13 protein-coding genes are annotated in these 18,057 nt (G+C 58.8%); 7 read left to right on the forward strand and 6 right to left on the reverse strand.

Annotation, left to right across the window (positions count from 1 at the left end; genetic code table 11):
* Positions 1 to 79 precede the first annotated feature (79 nt).
* Positions 80 to 2,425: a bifunctional acylase PvdQ gene (pvdQ, locus tag ACZ89R_RS01005; protein ID WP_429547048.1), complete on the forward strand. Its 2,346-nt coding sequence runs from the start codon at positions 80 to 82 to the stop codon at positions 2,423 to 2,425.
* A 55-nt stretch (positions 2,426 to 2,480) separates the two neighbouring features.
* Here the strand turns inward: pvdQ and ACZ89R_RS01010 are convergent, their stop codons facing one another.
* A complete protein-coding gene (locus tag ACZ89R_RS01010) occupies positions 2,481 to 3,482 on the reverse strand; it encodes a FecR family protein (protein WP_429547047.1) in 1,002 nt (333 codons plus the stop codon).
* A gap of 271 nt (positions 3,483 to 3,753) precedes the next feature.
* Complete coding sequence (locus ACZ89R_RS01015) at positions 3,754 to 8,580, reverse strand: dermonecrotic toxin domain-containing protein (protein ID WP_429547046.1); 4,827 nt, start codon at positions 8,578 to 8,580, stop codon at positions 3,754 to 3,756.
* A gap of 267 nt (positions 8,581 to 8,847) precedes the next feature.
* Between ACZ89R_RS01015 and ACZ89R_RS01020 the strand changes: the two genes are divergently transcribed.
* On the forward strand, positions 8,848 to 9,888 hold the full coding sequence (locus ACZ89R_RS01020) for an Ldh family oxidoreductase (RefSeq protein ID WP_429376693.1): 1,041 nt from the start codon (positions 8,848 to 8,850) through the stop codon (positions 9,886 to 9,888).
* 80 nt (positions 9,889 to 9,968) lie between these two features.
* On the opposite strand, the gene ACZ89R_RS01025 is transcribed toward ACZ89R_RS01020, so the two are convergent.
* A complete protein-coding gene (locus tag ACZ89R_RS01025) occupies positions 9,969 to 10,286 on the reverse strand; it encodes an ElaB/YgaM/YqjD family protein (protein ID WP_305449598.1) in 318 nt (105 codons plus the stop codon).
* A 166-nt stretch (positions 10,287 to 10,452) separates the two neighbouring features.
* Here ACZ89R_RS01025 and ACZ89R_RS01030 point away from each other — a divergent pair, with 166 nt between their 5' ends.
* Complete coding sequence (locus tag ACZ89R_RS01030) at positions 10,453 to 10,704, forward strand: hypothetical protein (RefSeq protein ID WP_007897387.1); 252 nt, start codon at positions 10,453 to 10,455, stop codon at positions 10,702 to 10,704.
* 113 nt (positions 10,705 to 10,817) lie between these two features.
* Here the strand turns inward: ACZ89R_RS01030 and ACZ89R_RS01035 are convergent, their stop codons facing one another.
* Positions 10,818 to 11,726: a LysR family transcriptional regulator gene (locus tag ACZ89R_RS01035; protein WP_429547045.1), complete on the reverse strand. Its 909-nt coding sequence runs from the start codon at positions 11,724 to 11,726 to the stop codon at positions 10,818 to 10,820.
* 85 nt (positions 11,727 to 11,811) lie between these two features.
* On the opposite strand from ACZ89R_RS01035, the gene ACZ89R_RS01040 reads away from it, so the two are divergent.
* Together ACZ89R_RS01040 and ACZ89R_RS01045 are read left to right on the forward strand one after the other, a co-directional pair.
* Complete coding sequence (locus tag ACZ89R_RS01040; protein WP_429547044.1) at positions 11,812 to 12,735, forward strand: carbon-nitrogen hydrolase family protein; 924 nt, start codon at positions 11,812 to 11,814, stop codon at positions 12,733 to 12,735.
* A gap of 68 nt (positions 12,736 to 12,803) precedes the next feature.
* Positions 12,804 to 14,381, forward strand: a complete 1,578-nt coding sequence (locus tag ACZ89R_RS01045) for an alkaline phosphatase D family protein (RefSeq protein ID WP_429547043.1) — start codon at positions 12,804 to 12,806, stop codon at positions 14,379 to 14,381.
* A gap of 3 nt (positions 14,382 to 14,384) precedes the next feature.
* On the opposite strand, the gene ACZ89R_RS01050 is transcribed toward ACZ89R_RS01045, so the two are convergent.
* Entirely contained in the window at positions 14,385 to 14,858 is a 474-nt protein-coding gene (locus ACZ89R_RS01050; RefSeq protein ID WP_429547042.1) for an LEA/WHy family protein, read from the reverse strand.
* Positions 14,859 to 14,980: 122 nt separating this feature from the next.
* Complete coding sequence (locus tag ACZ89R_RS01055; RefSeq protein WP_429547041.1) at positions 14,981 to 15,874, reverse strand: LysR family transcriptional regulator; 894 nt, start codon at positions 15,872 to 15,874, stop codon at positions 14,981 to 14,983.
* Between the two features lie 101 nt (positions 15,875 to 15,975).
* Here ACZ89R_RS01055 and ACZ89R_RS01060 point away from each other — a divergent pair, with 101 nt between their 5' ends.
* Complete coding sequence (locus ACZ89R_RS01060; protein ID WP_429547040.1) at positions 15,976 to 17,067, forward strand: polyamine ABC transporter substrate-binding protein; 1,092 nt, start codon at positions 15,976 to 15,978, stop codon at positions 17,065 to 17,067.
* A 21-nt stretch (positions 17,068 to 17,088) separates the two neighbouring features.
* Entirely contained in the window at positions 17,089 to 18,048 is a 960-nt protein-coding gene (gene speB / locus ACZ89R_RS01065; RefSeq protein ID WP_429547039.1) for an agmatinase, read from the forward strand.
* Positions 18,049 to 18,057 lie beyond the last annotated feature (9 nt).

Raw genomic sequence — 18,057 nt, forward strand, 5'->3', positions numbered from 1 at the left:
GGCTTAAATTTTTGCTGTTTTGCTTCGTTTTAAGGGGAGGCGCATTGCGTGTCATACGTCTTTTCGATCAGGAGCGAGCGTGATTATTTCCAGGCAGTTAACCAGGTTGAGCCTTGCGGGTGTGTTTCTGGGGCTGAGTCTTGCGGCAAACGCGCGCAGCCAGCCAGAGCCGGCGACAGCCGAGATTCGTCGAACCAGTTTCGGCGTGCCGCATGTTCGTGCCGACAACGAGCGCGGCCTCGGCTATGGCATTGGCTATGCCTACGCTCAAGACAATCTGTGCTTGCTGGCCAATGAGATTGTCACCGTCAATGGCGAGCGCTCCCGGTATTTCGGCCCCGACCAGTTTACCGTCGAAGAGCGCGGGAACCTGGCCAGCGATCTGTTTTTCAACTGGCTGAATACCCCGCAGGCAGTCGGCGCTTTCTGGCAGGCGCAAACGCCTGAAGTTCGTGAGCTCATCGACGGTTATGTGGCCGGTTACAACCGTTCGCTGACAGAGCGCCAGGTCCAGGGTTTGCCGCAGCAATGCCAGGGCGAATGGGTGCGCGCGATCACTGCGCAGGATGTGGTCAAGCTGACCCGACGTCTGCTGGTCGAAGGCGGCGTGGGGCAGTTTGCCGAAGCATTGGCCGGCGCTACCCCGCCGAAAGCCGTTGCCCATATGGCAGGCGAACCCGTGTCGTTCCAGCTGGCGGCTTCACGCATGCAACGTTTCGCTCTGGATCGCGGCAGTAACGCCGTGGCGGTCGGCAGCGAGCGCTCGTTCAACGGACGCGGGATGCTGCTGGCCAATCCGCACTTTCCTTGGGTCGGTGGGATGCGTTTCTATCAGATGCACCTGACTATTCCCGGCAAACTGGACGTCATGGGCGCCGCGTTGCCCGGCCTGCCCATGATCAATATTGGTTTCAACCAGCACCTGGCATGGACCCACACCGTGGATTCGTCCAAGCATTTCACGCTGTATCGTCTGCAACTCGATCCCAAGGATCCGACCCGTTACCTGCTGGATGGCAAGTCCTTGCCGATGAAAAAGCAGACGCTGGCGGTGAACGTGAAGCAGGCCGATGGTCAGACCCGGCAGATTTCCCATGTGGTCTACAGCTCGCAATTCGGCCCGATTGTGCAATGGCCCGGCAAGCTGGACTGGAACAACCAGTTCGCCTATAGCCTGCGCGATGCCAATCTGGAGAACGACCGGGTCTTGCAGCAGTGGTATGCGATGAACCGTGCCGCCAGCCTCAAGGATTTTCAGGCATCGGTGCACAAGATTCAGGGGATTCCGTGGGTCAATACCCTGGCGGTGGACGATCAGGGGCAGACGCTTTACATGAACCTGTCGGTGGTGCCGAACGTCAATGCCGACAAGCTGGCCAAGTGCAGCGATCCTCGGGCCGGATTACAGATGATCCTGCTCGACGGTTCCAACAGCGCCTGTGCCTGGGACATCGACCCGCACGCTGCGCAAAAAGGTATTTATGCGGCAGACAAGTTGCCGCAACTGTTGCGCAAAGACTTTGTACAACATTCCAACGATTCGGCCTGGATGGCCAACCCGGCACAACCGCTTACCGGCTTCTCGCCATTGATCAGTCAGGACAATCAACCGTTGGGGCTGCGTTCGCGCTTCGCACTGGAGCGTCTGGGCACCTTGAGCAAGGCCGGCCCTGTCGCTGCGGCAGATCTGCAACACATGGTGATGGACGATCAGGTGTATCAGGCGACCCAGGTGATGCCGGACCTGCTGCAATTCTGCGCCGCGGATCTTGGCGCCGATGCGCCGACGCTTACGCCGTTGTGTGCCAGCCTCAAGGCTTGGGATCGCCGGGTGAATCTGGACAGTGGATTGGGCTTTGTGCATTTTCAAAATGTCATGGGGCCGTTGCAGCAAATCCCTGGCATCTGGCGTGTCGCGTTCGATCCGAAGGATCCGCAACACACTCCACGTGGCCTGGCAATTGAACAGCCAGACGTCGCCAAAGCGATTCGGGCGGCGATGCTGGCCTCGGTCGAACAGGTAAAAACCCTTGGCCTGAAAGCCGATAGCCGCTGGGGCGATATCCAGGTGGTCAGCAGTGGCGGGCAGCAAACGCCAATTCACGGCGGACCGGGCACGCTGGGTGTGTATAACGCGATCCAAAGCGTGCCGAGAACCGACGGCAAGCGCGAAGTCGTCAGTGGCACCAGCTATTTGCAGGTGGTGACTTTCGATGACGAGGGGCCGCAGGCTCAAGGTTTGTTGGCATTCTCATTGTCCAGTGACCCGGCGTCGAAGTACTCCCGGGACCAGACACTGGCCTTTTCGAAGAAGCAGTTGAGTGTGTTGCCGTTCACCGAGCAGCAGATCACGTCCGATCCGCAGTATCAGGCTCAGACGATTCGCGAGCAGGATGAGAAGGCAGGGAAGATCGCCGCGCAGTAATAGCGATAGCGTTCGAATGAAACATGAAGGCCGCACCTCGCAAGGGTGGCGGCCTTCAGCTTTTTGGGGCTTGTTGCGGGATCGAATTGAGGACCGGATTGCCGTCCTTGTTGCGGGTCAGGTAGACCGGCAGCACCTTGGGCAACGAAGCCACCAAGCTATTGAGCTCTTTGATGTTGTAGACACCACCGAGGCGAATCGAGCCGGTGCTGTGGTCCGCGATCATGACGGGCTTGTTCAAATAACGATTGATCAAGGGCAGGGCGTCGGTCAGCGTCAGATCATCGAGCACCAGTTTGCCGCTGCGCCACGCCAGCGAGTGGTCATCGGCAGAGACCTGGCTGATTTGCGGCGTGAAGTCGCCGTGTCGATAACGTGCCTGCATGGCAGGTTCAAGACGTGAACCTTCGCCGGGCAAGGCACCGTTGCTGGTCACCAGCACGGACCCTTCGATCAGGTTCACGCGTACCTGGTCTTCATACATCCAGACATTGAATCGGGTACCGGTGACGCGAATTCTGCCATCGGCTGCCTTGACGATAAATGGATGCTGCAGGTCATGACTGACGCTGAAGAAGGCTTCGCCTTTTTTCAGCATGACACGACGCTGATCCTTGTAATTGCTGAACGTCAGTTCAGTGCCCAGATTCAGCTCCACCTGACTGCCGTCGCTCAGCGTGACCTGACGAACATTGTCGGTCGCTTCGAAATGCTGATAGGCATTGGGCAGCCAACCCAGGTTCCATCCGGTATAGGCCGCCAGCGGCAACGCCAAGGCGCAGACGGTGGCGGCAATGCCGAAAGTGCGCCAAGGCATTGTCGGTTTGCCGCGAACAGCCGGCGCGGGAGATTCGGGACGAGGCAAATCGCCCGCAACCTCCCAGATTTCCAGCATGGCTTCGTACTCGAAAGCGTGCAGGGGATGGGCATCATGCCATTGCTCGAACGCCTGACGCTCTTCGGCTGTGCAGTCGATGGCATGCAAACGCATACACCAGTGCGCAGCGGCATCGGTGATGGCGTCGTATTGTGCTTGGGAGAGAGAGTGGTCGGTCATTGACTCATCCTGATTTCCTGCATTCTAACCTTGAGGGGAAGTCTGCGAGAACAACCGTCATGGCATTTGCCCATCAAAGAACAACTTATTTTCACATGGACGCTCTGAAAGCCGGGCGTCACCAGGCAGTATCCATAAATGGAGTGAAAAAATGGTCAAGACCTCCAGGACTGATCCCGCCGTCCAGGACTGTAGCAGCTGTCGAGCCCCAGCAAGGCTGCGTCAGGCCGTAGCAGCCACGCTGGAGCTCGACAGCTGCTACGGCCGGACGTCAGGCAGTGAGCGGGGCGGGCACCGGATCCAGTTGTCGACCCATTTCACAGATCAAGTGAGCGATCGAGTCGGCGTTGCGCAAAATGATGTCGGCTCGCAGGTCCACCTTCCCTGGATTCAGGAAGGCGTTGCGAGCCTCATCCATCGTTTTGCAGCTCGTCGTTTTGAGGATGTCCTTACCCACATGCTCCAACCCCTCAATCGAGTCCAGACTGATCCATGACTGCAATGTTTCGTTCCAGCGGGCAAACAGTTCTTCCCTCGGGGTCTCCAGGGACAGTGCCTCTCGCTGGAAGTCCTGCTGAGTCTGTTTGGTTTGCGTACCGAAACCGATGACGGTGGCGATGAGATCGGTGAACGGACGCCTTGCCTCAAGCGTTGCAATATCTACGGTGTTTGAAAAAATATGGGAGAACTCATGAATCAGGGTAGCGGCCCGGGCATGGTCGTCGACGTCGAAAGGTTCAGTCAAACAGGACTTGTACCAATCAAGTTGCGGGTCAAAAAACATCTCCGTGAAATGCACACGCTTCTGTGCATCGTTATGTACAACAAAAGCGATCATGCTATTGGTCTCGTATTTGTTTGAACCGACCACAAAACGTTCGGAGTTGATCAAATCGTCGTTTGGGTCCACCAGCGCTGTGCAAATGGGAACGATGACCTTTTTGATTTTTTCCAGGAGGCTGGCGTCGAGGTGGTCAGCATCAAAAAAGGCTTTAAGAAAGGTATCCAGCCGCGTCCCCGGATTCAGATGTCTGAGCTGCGCCAGATTATGCATACTGTTAAACGCGTAGTAGCGAGCCAAGTCTATGGCCTGCACGATCATGCGTGCTTTTTCCGGGTGTTTTGTCCGAATGGCTTCCATTCCCCGCGCTTCGATATTCAGAATGTCTCGAGCCGTGCGATCAACAACATATTTATTGTGCATTTTCGACAGGGCTTTGCCGTAATGGACCGTGTGGATGTCCGGATCGATCACTAGCTGCTGGCCGGAAGCCGCCAGCAGCGCGGGACCCTGCTGTCGGTCGCTGATCATTCGCCAGACCGGCCCGGTTTTGACGACGGGGTAAACCTTTCCCTCGACGGGGGCGTACGTACGATTGCTGATCGAGTCCAGGTAAGTTCCATTGGTGCTGCTCTTCTTCAAATCCTTTAATGCAGTGTCCGAGGCCTCGAAAGGTTGCAACACCGTGCGCATCAGAGCCGTCGGTTTCACTTTTGACCATTGCAGGGCGGCCACCGGTTTGGCAACAGGCGCGCTGGAGGTTGCTTGCGCAGGGGGCGCTGAAGCCTCCAGCGACAACTTGCCTAACGTCACCATTTGCGCGGTGCCGGCAATAAACGCCTGCAATGCCTGTTTCCAGTGATGATCCTGTAGCGCTTCGGCAGAGTTCTTGAAGTCCTTGTAGCTTTGCCACAGTAACTGCCCATAGGCGAGTTTGCCCGGCAACAGGCCCGATATCAGTTTGATGCCGGCGCTGAACAGGTTTTTGGCGGTTTCCCAGTCGGCCTGGCCGGTGATCTCTGACTGGCTGCCCAGCATCTTTGATAGAAGGCCGATATTATCGCTGAACAGTTGTGCAAGCAGGTTGCCGTTAATGGGGGTGGACGCGAGGGTGATTTCGCTTTGTTGTCCGATGGTGGACTTGAGCAGGTTGCCGAACAAGGTTTGCTCACCCTCGGGAAGCCGACGAATGATCAGATTCTGCAGTGCCCCTGGCACATTGATCGCAGATATAACGCTGGCTTCGTTCTCGAATTCGGTGAACACGGAGCCTGTGTGGTAGGGCGCATACAGGATTTGCGGCCCTTGATGTCCGACACCGGGGCCGATCAGGTACAGACCCAGGGTTTTAACGGCCGCGGCGCCTGCGGTCTTGATCAGTTCCAGCGGCCTGACGATGGCGTGGGCACCTGTTACAGCTGCGCGGGCAATGGCGTCCGGCATGTCGAGAACCTGCCAGATCAAGTCGAAGGCGCTGGCACTGAGATGTTGCTGCAGTTTCAGTGCATGAGCGTGTTGCAACAGTTGCCACGGTAGTTGCTGAATAAAGCGCTGCTTTCGGTTGTCGGTATCGGTGCCGGCTTTGGTCAATGCATCCGTCACCCGCGTTGCATAATCGCTGTGGATATTCAGTGACTGCACAAGCTGGCGCACGGCATTCTGATCCAGGCGATCGGGAAGGGCCGTCGAGGTTGTCGAGGCAATCTTGAAGCCGATGCCTTGAGCTGTGTTGACAGGTTTCAGGGCAAACTCGGTCAGGCTACGCGGCGGCCCGGCCAGGGCCAGGTTGGGCGTGATTTTGATGTGGTCGGGGTCCATTTGCGTTCCTTTGAATCGGCTGCCAAGCAATGACACCAATCGGTCATGCACATAGGACTTCAGGGGCTGGACCCCGTGCAGGTAGTCTTTATCGTCGGTGACGCTGTTGTGGTATTGCTCCAGCAGTTCAATGTGTAACTGCTGTTCTTCGACAGGGGCCATGCCAAGCCATGCAGGCAGGGACTGCTGTAGAGTGATTGCCTGCGAGATCAACCTGGCTCTTTGCAAGTTGGTGTCGATGACCTGTTGCGTCATTTCGTTAAGCGCTTTGATCTTCTTTGCAGCGTCCAGCTTCAGGCTGCGCAGGTGTTCGCAACGGGCCAGGAAGTGGTCAATGGAGGATTGCGCAAGGCGCCGCAGGACGTTGTCCTCAATCAGTCGCAACGAGTTGAGCGTATAGCGCTGGTGGAATGTGCGCTGGGCAGGGGGGAGGTTCTCCAGCAGTTCCAGGCGTTTGTTGGCGTCGAGCAGGCGCCGGTTCAATTCCGTCGTTGCGCTACTGACCGTCGCGAAGACTTCCAGTCCGGTCGCAGGCGTCCACAGAATTGCCCGGCCGGAATGTTGAGCATCGAGCCCGCCACGTTCGGTCAATAGTACGCAGTTGGCCAAGGGCAGCGGATTCTTCTGCCCGGAGCACTCAAGGAGCAGTGAATAAGCGTCAGGCCTGAAACCATTGAGGGCAAGGCGCGTTTCTCGATCCGGTTGATCCGGGTTGAACACCGTATCGACAATGGCCCGGTCGGCGTCCCGCAGCGTGGCGTTGAGCACTCGAAGGCTGGCTTCTCCCCGTACACCCACGGAAAGCGCGTGGGCCAGACGCGGTTTCAGATTCTCCAGGTAAATGCGTTGCAGGGCCCCAGAGGCGGTCGGCTGGGAGGCGAATTCCGCGCTGATCAGCGATTCGACATCGCTGAAGGTTTTAACGAACGCCGCGGCTCTATCCGCCAAGACCATGGAAGGCAGCTGGTTGCCAGACAGCACCGGCCGGGTACTCCAGCGTCCCTGAGCATCCAGCGTCAGTAACTGATCACTGATCATGGCACGGATATCCAGTGCCTTGTCGAACAAGGCATGGAGGTCCACGGTACCGTCGCTGTGACGGAAAACCTGCAGAACGTATTCCATGTTTTGCCGTTGCTTGGTGATGATCGCCTCAAATAGTGTTTTGAATATCGAGCCTGAAATCACCTCGCCGGAGACTTGAGGCTGATTGAAACCGATGAACCGGTTACGTTCCTCCAGACTCAGGAGGCCGTAGAGTTCATCTTCGTGACCGCGCGCGCTGAATTTGCTCAGCAAGGTATCTTTGAGGTCCTGATAGTCCTTCAGCACCTGGAGTCCTTGCGTGGGGGTGTAAAGAAAGGCCTTGGAATTGGCGTGACTGATCATCAGTGCGCCCGCCAGTTCGACATAATTGGCTGCGTGTTCCCAAAGACGCACCGTCTCGAGGCTGAGTGCCGAGGACGTACTCGCCGTCGGCTGAATCAACGAGTGCAAGGCTTGGCTTTGTTCAGGGCTGATGATCTCGGCCTCGCGCTTGATCAGGAACTCTGCGCGTGCCTTTTCACAGATGGCACGGCTGAAAAAAACGCGGCGGGATGCCCCGTCAGCCGCCGCATCGTTCCAGTAGCGCTGCAGTTTCCCGGAAAGCAGGCTGATCAGTTTGCTGGAAGCGGTCTTTACCGCGGTTTCCCATTGGAGTTGGTCGGTGCTCGTCGGCTTTTTTTCCGGATGGGAGAATTCATGAGACTGCCCGATCGGCCATCGCTGATGGCGGTAGTACGACAGTACCGCGTCACTCAGGGACATGGAGTTGATCCAGCGCCGAGGCGGGGCACTTTCCTGGTTGTCGTCATGGGCCGGTGCAACGGAGTAAAAGTTGAGCCGGGTCTGGCTTTGATCAAGGCCCGGGAATGACGACTGCAGCAACTCATCAAGCAGCGTAGTGAGCAGCGAGGTGAGCGTTGGCAGCTTGAACAACTCGTCGAGCATGGCCTGCTCGTTCATTCGCTGGTTATTGGCGATGACGGTGCGCTGGTCTTCGAATATGTCGCCCTCGATGGCCTGAAAGCTCACCTGAATGTTGGTCGCAGCCGCCAATGTTTTACGCGCAGACAACGACATGAAAGCCAGCAGGTCGTCGTCCTCGGTCGCGCCTTTCAGCTGACGTTCAAGCTGTTCGATCAAGGCTTTGCGGCTGTCAAACTTCTTTATGCCGGCGTACGGGGTGTAGAGAATCTCACCGTTGTCATCCGGAGTGAGGCTCAACACGAAGCTGCCGGCCAAGGGGATGGAGGCCAAGTCTTGCGCATTGAGCAGGATTTTTTCGGCAAACATGGGCGGGGTCTGTTGACTGCGTAACGTTTGGCTGGCCAGTTCCAGATGACTGAACCATTCGAAATCCTTGCGCGTCAGCCCATGGGTTTTACCCAGATCATTCCAGTGGCCGGGCGAGTGCAGGGCTTGGGGGAAAAACAGCGGAGCGGGAGGTGTGGGCATCGTCGAGTCTCGTTCAGGGCGCTGCTGAATGCGCCTGTGGGTTGAGGCTCAAGACTAAAAGTCGCGGGGGAGTCGAAGGTGGTAGATAGTTACCACATGGCCGCCCGATGTTTGTGCAAACATGCGCCGAAGCGTCTTTTCGGCTCAATCGGTACTGATCAGATGCTCCGGTTCAAGCGAAAGGTTGACAGGCTGCTCGTCGCCCGTTGTTAATCGGTTGGTTTTCGTACGCTGTTGCCCCCTCCAATAATTACTCTGGAGCTTCAGATGTCTGCGCCACACGATCCTGTGTCTACTGCTATCTCGCAAAACCTGTCCTTCGAAGCGCTGACGGCGTTGCTCGAGCAAATCTTCCTGCGCCACGGCACCTCAGCCGATGTCGCCAAAACCCTGGCCCTCAACTGCGCCGGTGCCGAGCGCGACGGGGCTCACAGCCACGGTGTATTTCGCATTCCCGGTTATGTATCGACGTTACAAAGTGGTTGGGTCAATGGTCAGGCTGTACCGGTGGTCGAGGACGTGGCTTCGGGGTTTGTCCGGGTTGACGCCGCGAATGGTTTCGCCCAACCGGCCCTCGCGGCGGCGCGGCCATTGCTGGTCGAAAAAGCCCGCAGTGCCGGTATTGCGGTGCTGGCCATTCGTAATTCCCACCATTTCGCTGCCTTGTGGCCAGACGTCGAGCCGTTTGCCGATGAAGGGCTGGTGGCGCTGAGTGTGGTCAACAGCATGACCTGCGTGGTGCCGCACGGTGCCGATCGTCCGTTGTTCGGGACCAACCCGATAGCCTTCGCCGCCCCTCGGGCCAACGGTGCTCCGATCGTCTTCGACCTGGCGACCAGCGCCATCGCCCATGGCGATGTACAGATCGCCGCCCGCAAAGGCGAGCGTTTGCCGCCAGGCATGGGGGTGGACAGCCTCGGCCAGCCGACCCAGGATCCAAAAGCAATCCTTGAAGGCGGCGCCTTGCTGCCGTTTGGCGGACACAAGGGCTCGGCGCTGTCGATGATGGTGGAGCTATTGGCGGCGGCGTTGACGGGGGGCAACTTTTCTTTCGAGTTCGACTGGTCGAACCATCCGGGGGCGAAAACACCCTGGACCGGTCAACTGCTGATTGTGATCGATCCGAGCAAATCGGCGGGGCAGAATTTTGCCGAGCGCAGCCAGGAACTGGTCCGGCAGATGCACGGTGTCGGGCTCAAGCGGTTACCGGGTGATCGACGTCACGGGCAGCGCGCCAAAGCCAGGGTCGAAGGCATTGCGCTTGATCCTCAGACGCTGGCAGATCTGCGGGAGCTGGCCGGGCTCTGAACTTGTGTGCAATCCCTGTGGGAGCGGGCTTTTGTGGCCACATAAGCCCGCACACAGGTTCTGTACTGATGCTCAATGGCTTAACGCCGTCCCAACAACAGCCCCACCACCAAACCGAATCCGGCGGAGATGGCCACGGTTTGCCAGGGATGACCGCCGATGTAGATTTCACTGGCTTCGACCGCGGGCCTGGTCCGGTCACGCATACTGGAAACTGAACCCCGCGCCTGCTGGAGCTTCTGGGCGATTTGCCCACGAAGGGTGTCCGCTTCTTCACCGACCAGTGAAGCACTGCTTTTCAGCAGTTTTTCCGACTCTTCGATCAGGGCCTGAAGTTCGCTGAAGACCTGATCCTTGATTTGATCCTCGGCGACTTGATCGATGATTTTGCGGGCCATTGGAGTACTCCTTGCAGGTAAATGGGCAGTGAACAATGGAGTCTGGTGCCCTGGCAAAAGTTGCAGTCATTTTGCGTGGCGACTCCACCCTGAAGAAAAATCCAGGACAGGACATTTCCTCCTACAGTGTAAGATGTCGCCTATTTTACGCAGCAGGTAATCTTCCATGAGTTTCAATCTGGCCGACAAACCCCTTGCCGAGCGCGCGGCGCTTGAAGATGAAAAATCCCGTCTGTTCGAACTCTGGCAAAACAACCTGGGTAAATCCAAGGGCGAAGCCGCACGGTTGTTCGGTGAGCGTGCCAAGCGCAAAGGCAAATGGGCCGAGTGGGTCCGCGCCGAACTCGACGGCATGTCGCCCCCTGAATTCGCGAACATGGTGCGCAGCGAAGTCAATCGCCTGATGGCCGCTAAATAAACGTCCAGACACCATTCCGCTGTAGGAGCTGCCGCAGGCTGCGATCTTTTGATCTTGCTCTTTGCCGGTTTCGAAATTGCCGAAGATCAAAAGATCGCAGCCTTCGGCAGCTCCTACGGAAAGACCGCGACAATTGCTTCGCGCACTTTCAACACCACCGGATCGAGCTGCGTGCTGGTGCGCCAGCCCAGCTCGATCGGATAGCGTGGCAGCGCCAAAGGGCAGGGCAGCAGCGCCAATCCGCTGAGCGCGGCGATACTTCGAGCCGCATGGGCTGGAATGGTCGCAACCGCCTGACTGCCCTTGAGCAGATGCGGCAACGCGGCAAAGTGCGTGGTTGACGCGCATACCCGCCGACTCAGCCCCAACGCCGCCAGGCCTTCATCGGTAATCCCGATAAAACCGCCCGATGACACCAGAATGTGTTCGCGGGCGACGAACGCCTCAAGGCTGAGAGTCTCTTGTCCCTCGGTCAGACTGAGGGGGTCCACCAGGCACAGATAATCGCCTTCACCCAGCACCTGACGACTGAGCAAACGCTCGGCAAACCCGCCTGCCGTGATCGCCAGATCAATGCTGCGTTCCATCAAGGCCCGGGCGACGATCTGGCTGTGGGTCTGGCGAAAGATCAGCCGCAGTTTCGGCGCGCGGTCCGCGATCTCTTCAATCAATCGTCGCCCGTAGGCGATTTCGAAATCATCCGACAAACCCACCGTCACCGAACGCCCGTCATAATGATTCGCCGCCGGGTCGACCATCGCCAGGCTCTGGCGGCATTTGTTCAGCGCATCGCTGACCACCGGTTTCAACTGGTTGGCCTTGAGTGTCGGCGCAAGACCTCGGCCGGTACGCACGAATAACTGATCGCCATACACCTCGCGCAATCGGCGCAACGCCGCGCTGACCGCCGATTGCGTCACGCCCAGACGCAGTGCGGCACGGCTGGCGCTGGATTCCTCATGCAGGGCTTCGAAGACTTTGAGCAGATTGAGATCGACGGTGGCGATATTCATTTGGTTCATATCATTCAGCAGTGAGTCGGGCTTTATTCATGATCCTGTGGCGCCGGACAATGAGCAACACCTCATTACTGACGGAGTCATCGCGATGCCCAAGTCCATCGTTGCTGCGCTGCAAATCGGCGCCTTGCCCGGCGGCAAGGCTGAAACCCTCGATCAAATCCTCTCCTGGGAAACCGCCATTATCGAATCCGGTACCGCGCTGGTGGTCATGCCGGAGGCGTTGCTCGGCGGGTACCCCAAGGGCGAGGGCTTCGGCACGCAACTCGGCTATCGACTGCCGGAAGGTCGTGAAGCGTTTGCGCGGTATTTCGACAACGCCATAGACGTGCCCGGTGCCGAGACTGAAGCCTTGGCCGGGTTGGCCTCACGCACCGGGGCCAATCTGGTGATCGGCGTGATCGAGCGCGAGGGCAGCACGTTATATTGCACCGCGTTGTATTTCGACCCGCAGGCCGGCCTGGTCGCCAAGCATCGCAAACTGATGCCCACCGGCACCGAACGGCTGATCTGGGGCAAGGGCGATGGCTCGACCTTGCCGGTGATCGACAGCCAGGTCGGGCGAATCGGCGCCGTGGTGTGCTGGGAAAACATGATGCCGCTGCTGCGCACCGCGATGTACGCCAAAGGCGTGGAGGTCTGGTGTGCGCCGACCGTGGACGAGCGGGAAATGTGGCAGGTGAGCATGCGCCACATCGCCCATGAAGGACGCTGCTTTGTCGTCAGCGCCTGTCAGGTCCAGGCCTCACCGCAAGCCTTGGGCGTGGACATCGCCAACTGGCCGGCGGAGCGCCCGTTGATTGCCGGCGGCAGCGTGATTGTCGGGCCCATGGGCGACATTCTCGCCGGGCCGCTGCGTGACGAGGCGGGTTTGCTGACTGCTGAAATCGACACCGAGGACCTGATCCGCGCCCGTTACGACTACGACGTGGTCGGGCACTACGCGCGCCCGGACGTATTTGAATTGACGGTGGATGAGCGGGCCAAACCGGGCGTGCGGTTCAACGCATAATCCGTCGGGGGGTGTGATTGTCGTCTAGTCTCCAGGCGTTCACACCCCTGTCAACGGATGGACTGTCCATGAGTTTGTTACTCGGCCCGATTCTGCAATTTCGTGGCATCAACAGTAATGTCTATAACGTGTCTGCTCTAGTGGTTTTACCCTTGGGTGCGACATCACCCAGCGTAAAAGTACCCGGCGGTGTCACTGCCGGCAAACCGTTGGCCATCGCCGATATCCCGTTGCTCAGTCCTCAGTACCGCGTCTGGCGCATCGATTTCAAAGCGCTGCAAGACCAGGCTGTTGCCAGCACTTACACGATCAAGATAGAGGGTGCGCAGGCCAACTTCGTCGTTCCGGCCGAGGGGCAGTCGCCGCGCATGGCCTATGTGTCGTGCAACGGCTTTTCGAACCCCAAGGACATGGAGAAGGTGGACAGAAACCATGAGCGCTGGGAGCACATGTGGGGGGCTCATCAAAGCAAGCCCTATCACCTGTTGTTGATGGGGGGCGATCAGGTTTACAGCGACGATATGCGCAGCAGTGTGTCGTCGATGAAAACATGGTTTGCCAAACCCTTCGCCGACCGTCGAAAGGCGGTCTACAGCAAGGTGATCGAAGCCGATCTGGACAAGTTCTTCGCCAGACTCTACCTGGAGCGCTGGAAACAGCCTGAGGTCGCGAAGCTGCTCAGCGCCGTTCCGACGGTAATGATGTGGGATGACCACGACATCATCGATGGCTGGGGTTCCTACGATGAGATTCTGCATTCAAGCCCGGTGTTCCAGGGGTTGTTTGCCACGGCCAAACGCTATTTCAGGATTTTCCAACAGCAACTGATCCAGACTCATCCGCACCTCAAACCGTCCGCTGATACTCATCCTTGTGCGATTCCCGATACCGCTGACGGCTTTCACCTGGGGTTTACCGGCCTGGGCGAATTGGCATTACTGGTTCCCGACTTGCGCAGCGAACGTGCGCCGGATCTGACGACTGCGCCGGCCCGGCGAACCCGGATCATTTCGCTCGTCAGTTGGGATGCAATTTATGCCTGGCTGGGCAAGGCCAAGGGGCATAAGCACTTGCTGCTGATGTCGAGTATTCCCGTGGGTTACCTTGATTTGCAGGCGGCGGAAAAGGCACTGGACCTGATCTCGGGGCAACAGGAGCTTGAGGACGATTTGCGCGACCATTGGCGAAGCCTGCCCCACCGGGACGAACGCAAGCGACTGATCATGCGTCTGCTGGATTTCGCCCATGCCGAGTCATGCAAGGTCACGCTGGTGTCCGGTGATGTTCATGTGGCGGGGGCCTGCGTGGTCGAATCAACGTTGTCCCGGCATAGCAACGATGGTTCGGGATTGATTTACCAATTGATTTCGACCGGGGTCGTGCATCCTGCACCGCCGGTGCTGGCAGTGCAGTTTCTGGAGTCCATTGGCAAGCACCAGGAACAGATCGACTACGGCATCACCGGAACCATGTTGCCCATTGGTGCACGGGGACGTTACCTGATCGCCGCTCGAAACTGGCTGGCGATAGAGCCGGATGAAGACAGCACCGGCAAAAGTCGGCTGTGGGCCAATTGGCACGTAGAAGGCCTCAAACATTGTGTGACCCAGGTTATTGATCCGGTTAAGCCGTGGGCCGAACCGTGAGCGTTACCACGTGCCGGTGGTCGGCTCCGGCAGGCGGAGTTTGCCGCGATCAAGGAAACGCATCGTGCCGAACACGCCACCAGCCAGTTTGCCCCGAAGCACGTAAGGCAGATTGTTCAGTGTCTGCGTCTGACCCAGCCCGAGGGTCTGACGCAGCACCGAGAAAGCCGAAACGCTCACCGGCACCACAATCACCGCCTCGGAAAAGCGCGGGATCGAGCCCGACTGGTCGCTGACACCAGAGGCGAGGGATTGACCGTTCACCTCCAGATCCAGGGCCACGCCGTTGTAGTCGATCGCCGTTTCATTGGGGTTCTGCACGCGCAGTTTTACCGCGAAACGCACTTCCAGTTCCTGGCTTGGCAGTGGCTCGATACCGACCACGTTGATGTTCAGCGGGTCGTGTTGGGGGAGCAAAGCGCAGGCGCTCAGGGAGAGCAGCAGGAGGGACAGAGACAGGGCGAACAATCTGCGCATGGACAGGTTCTCGTAAAGAAAAAGGGCCGAGCAAGTTCAAAAGATCGCAGCCTTCGGCAGTTCCTGCATAGGTTTACCCTGTAGGAGCTGTCGAGTGCAACGAGGCTGCGATCTTTTGATCGTCAAGCAAACGCCGCAAGCAGATCCTCTTCAAAAGCTTTTTGCGCATCCCCCGGTACCTGCGCGCGATGGCGGGCCAGATGGAACGCCACCTCAAAACTCATATCGCCCTGGCGCACGGGGCGCAGCAACCCTTTGCTTTCCCAGCTACGGGCGAAGTGATCGGGCAGGTAGCCAACGTGCTTGCCGGAAAGAATAAAGGCGAGGGTGCCTTCGACCTGCTCGGAACGGGCCGAACACATTTTCCCCTGAAACGGCTCGTCGCTGCGCAGGAAGCGGTAGGGGTGATCGACCCGGTCGCAGGCCTGAAGCGCTTGATCGTCAGGCGCCTCATCGGTGAACAACGGATGCCCCGGGGCGCAATACAGGTGCTGGGTTTCAGTGAACAGTTCGCGGTAGTCAAAAGCGCTTTGCGCCTGCGAGAAATAGCCGATCGCCAGGTCCAGCCGTTGTTGCAGCAACAGCCGCTCCATTTCGCCGGGCATGGCGCTGATCAACTCGATACGCACCGATTCATCCCGTTCGCGAAAGCGCCGGATCGCCTCGGCAACCCGTTGCAGCACTGACTGATCAAGCGCTTCGGACAAGCCCAGGCGCACTTCGCCGATCAAGCGTCCCGCCACGCCGTTGGATTGATGACGGAACGCTTCGATCGACTCGAACAAGGCACGAATGGCAAGGAGCAGCTGCTCGCCTTTGGGGGTGATTTTGAACCCGCCCTTGCCGCGACTGCACAGCCGATAACCAAGCCGGGTTTCGAGCCTGGCCATCTGCTGACTGATGCTTGACTGGCTCAGCCCCAACTCACCCTGAGCCGCGCTGAAACCACCGCATTCCACCACGCTGACAAACAGGCGCAGCAGGTGCAGGTCGAGGTCATGAAGTTGACCGAGCATCAAACATTACTCCGCAATAAAGTCAGGATAATTAACTTGGTATTTTTCCAATGTAACTGACGACGCATCCTGCAACCACTTCCTCCGGTCAGGTGTTCGTCATGGCTCCGCTCTTCAAGCTGTGTTTACCCGCACTGTTCCTCGCCATGGCCGTGCCGGCCCAGGCCGAGGAAAAAGTCCTCAATCTCTACAGTTGGGCCGATTACGTCGCGCCCGAGACCTTGCAACGGTTCGAAAAGGAAACCGGCATCCACGTGCGCTACGACACGTTCGATACACCGGAAGTGCTGGAAACCAAGCTGCTCACCGGCGGCAGTGGCTACGACGTGGTGGTGCCGTCGTCCAGTGTGCTGGCCCGTGGGCTGGCGGCGGGTGCGCTGCAGGAAATTCCTCACGATGGCCTCAAGGGGTACGCCAACCTTGACCCGGACATGCTGGAAAAACTGGCGGCGGTCGACCCCGGCAATCGGTATGGCGTGCCTTACACCTGGGGCACGCTCGGGTTGGGGATGAATGTCGAAGCGCTGCAGCAGCGCTTGCCTAACGTACCGCTCAACAGCCTGGACCTGCTGTTCAAACCCGAATACGCCAGCAAGTTGAAAGATTGCGGCATCGCGATTCTCGACTCGCCCCAAGAGGTGATCGGCCTGGCGCTGCACTATCTGGGTAAAGATCCCTACAGCACCGACAAGGCTGATCTGACAGCCGCCGATGCACTATTGCGTCAGTTACAGCCGTCGGTGCTGTACGTCGCCACCGGGCGGCAGATCAACGATCTGGCCAATGGTAGCGTCTGCCTGGCATTGACCTACAACGGTGACGCGAGCATGGCCGCCGACCAGGCGCGCAAGGCCAACAAGCCGTTCGAAGTGGCCTACCGCATTCCGCGGGAGGGCACGCTGGTGTGGCAGGACAACCTGGCGATTCCCAAGGACGCGCCGCACCCCGAAGCCGCCCGGGCCTTCATCGAGTTCATGTTGCGTCCCGAATCTGTCGCCGCGCTGACCAATACGCTGTTCTTCGCCACGGCCAATTGGGCGGCGACGCCATTGGTGGATGAGGCGGTGCGCAGTGATCCCGACATCTACCCGCAGAGCGAGGTGCGTGAGCGGCTGTACGCCGACCGCAGCATGAGCCTCAAGGACATGCGTCAGCGCACCCGCTTATGGACCACTTTCCGTAGCCGCCAATAAGCCAATAACAAGGAATAGACCATGGACGTCCCTGCACAGAACGATCAGGCCATGACCCGCGACAGTCTTTACGGGACTGCCGCCGAAAGCACCTACGCCGGTATCACCAGTTTCATGCGCCGCCGCTACAGCCGCGACTTGCGTGGCGTCGACGTGGTGGTCAGCGGCGTGCCGTTCGACACTGCCACCAGCAACCGTCCCGGCGCGCGTTTCGGACCGCGCGGCATTCGGGCGGCGTCCACCGGGATCGCCTGGGAGCGCCATTGGCCGTGGACGTTTGACCCGTTCGATCACTTGGCGGTGATCGACTACGGCGATTGCGCATTCGATTACGGTTCGCCGCAGTCGGTGCCGGAAAGCATCGAAGCCCACGCCGAGCACATCCTGAGCGGCGGTTGCGCGATGCTGACGTTTGGCGGCGATCACTTCATCAGTTATCCGCTGCTCAAGGCCCATGCCCGTCAGCATGGCCCGTTGTCATTGATTCACTTCGACGCCCACAGTGACACCTGGCCGGATGAAGAGGGCAAGCGCGTCGATCACGGCACGATGTTCTGGCATGCGGCCAAAGAAGGGTTGGTGGATCCGTTGCGCTCGGTGCAGATCGGGTTGCGCACCACCAATGACGATCATCAGGGCTTTCAGGTACTGGATGCGCGGCAGGTGCATCGGCAAGGGTGCGAAGCGATCGTCGAGGCGATTCGTGCCCGGGTCGGTGATCATCCGGTGTACCTGACCTTCGACATCGACTGCCTCGACCCGGCCTTTGCGCCGGGCACCGGAACGCCGGTGTGCGGCGGTTTGAGCACGGTGCAGGCGCTGGAGATTCTCGGCGGTTTGCGCGGGATCAACCTGGTGGGGATGGACGTGGTGGAAGTGGCGCCAGCCTACGACAGCGCGGACATTACCTCACTGGCAGCGGCGACATTGGCCATGGAGATGCTGTGTTTGTATGCGGCCAGGCATAAGGTCGATCGGTAACGCGTTTTC

It is taken from the genome of Pseudomonas sp. TE3728 (assembly GCF_056279145.1).

Coding starts and splice junctions, on each gene's coding strand:
- ACZ89R_RS01020 (WP_429376693.1), top strand. CDS start 8,848: ATGTCTGCGCCACACGATCCTGTGTCTACTGCTATCTCGCAAAACCTG.
- ACZ89R_RS01030 (WP_007897387.1), top strand. CDS start 10,453: ATGAGTTTCAATCTGGCCGACAAACCCCTTGCCGAGCGCGCGGCGCTT.
- ACZ89R_RS01025 (WP_305449598.1), bottom strand. CDS start 10,286: ATGGCCCGCAAAATCATCGATCAAGTCGCCGAGGATCAAATCAAGGAT.
- ACZ89R_RS01045 (WP_429547043.1), top strand. CDS start 12,804: ATGAGTTTGTTACTCGGCCCGATTCTGCAATTTCGTGGCATCAACAGT.
- ACZ89R_RS01035 (WP_429547045.1), bottom strand. CDS start 11,726: ATGAACCAAATGAATATCGCCACCGTCGATCTCAATCTGCTCAAAGTC.
- ACZ89R_RS01060 (WP_429547040.1), top strand. CDS start 15,976: ATGGCTCCGCTCTTCAAGCTGTGTTTACCCGCACTGTTCCTCGCCATG.
- ACZ89R_RS01040 (WP_429547044.1), top strand. CDS start 11,812: ATGCCCAAGTCCATCGTTGCTGCGCTGCAAATCGGCGCCTTGCCCGGC.
- speB (WP_429547039.1), top strand. CDS start 17,089: ATGGACGTCCCTGCACAGAACGATCAGGCCATGACCCGCGACAGTCTT.
- ACZ89R_RS01010 (WP_429547047.1), bottom strand. CDS start 3,482: ATGACCGACCACTCTCTCTCCCAAGCACAATACGACGCCATCACCGAT.
- ACZ89R_RS01050 (WP_429547042.1), bottom strand. CDS start 14,858: ATGCGCAGATTGTTCGCCCTGTCTCTGTCCCTCCTGCTGCTCTCCCTG.
- ACZ89R_RS01055 (WP_429547041.1), bottom strand. CDS start 15,874: ATGCTCGGTCAACTTCATGACCTCGACCTGCACCTGCTGCGCCTGTTT.
- ACZ89R_RS01015 (WP_429547046.1), bottom strand. CDS start 8,580: ATGCCCACACCTCCCGCTCCGCTGTTTTTCCCCCAAGCCCTGCACTCG.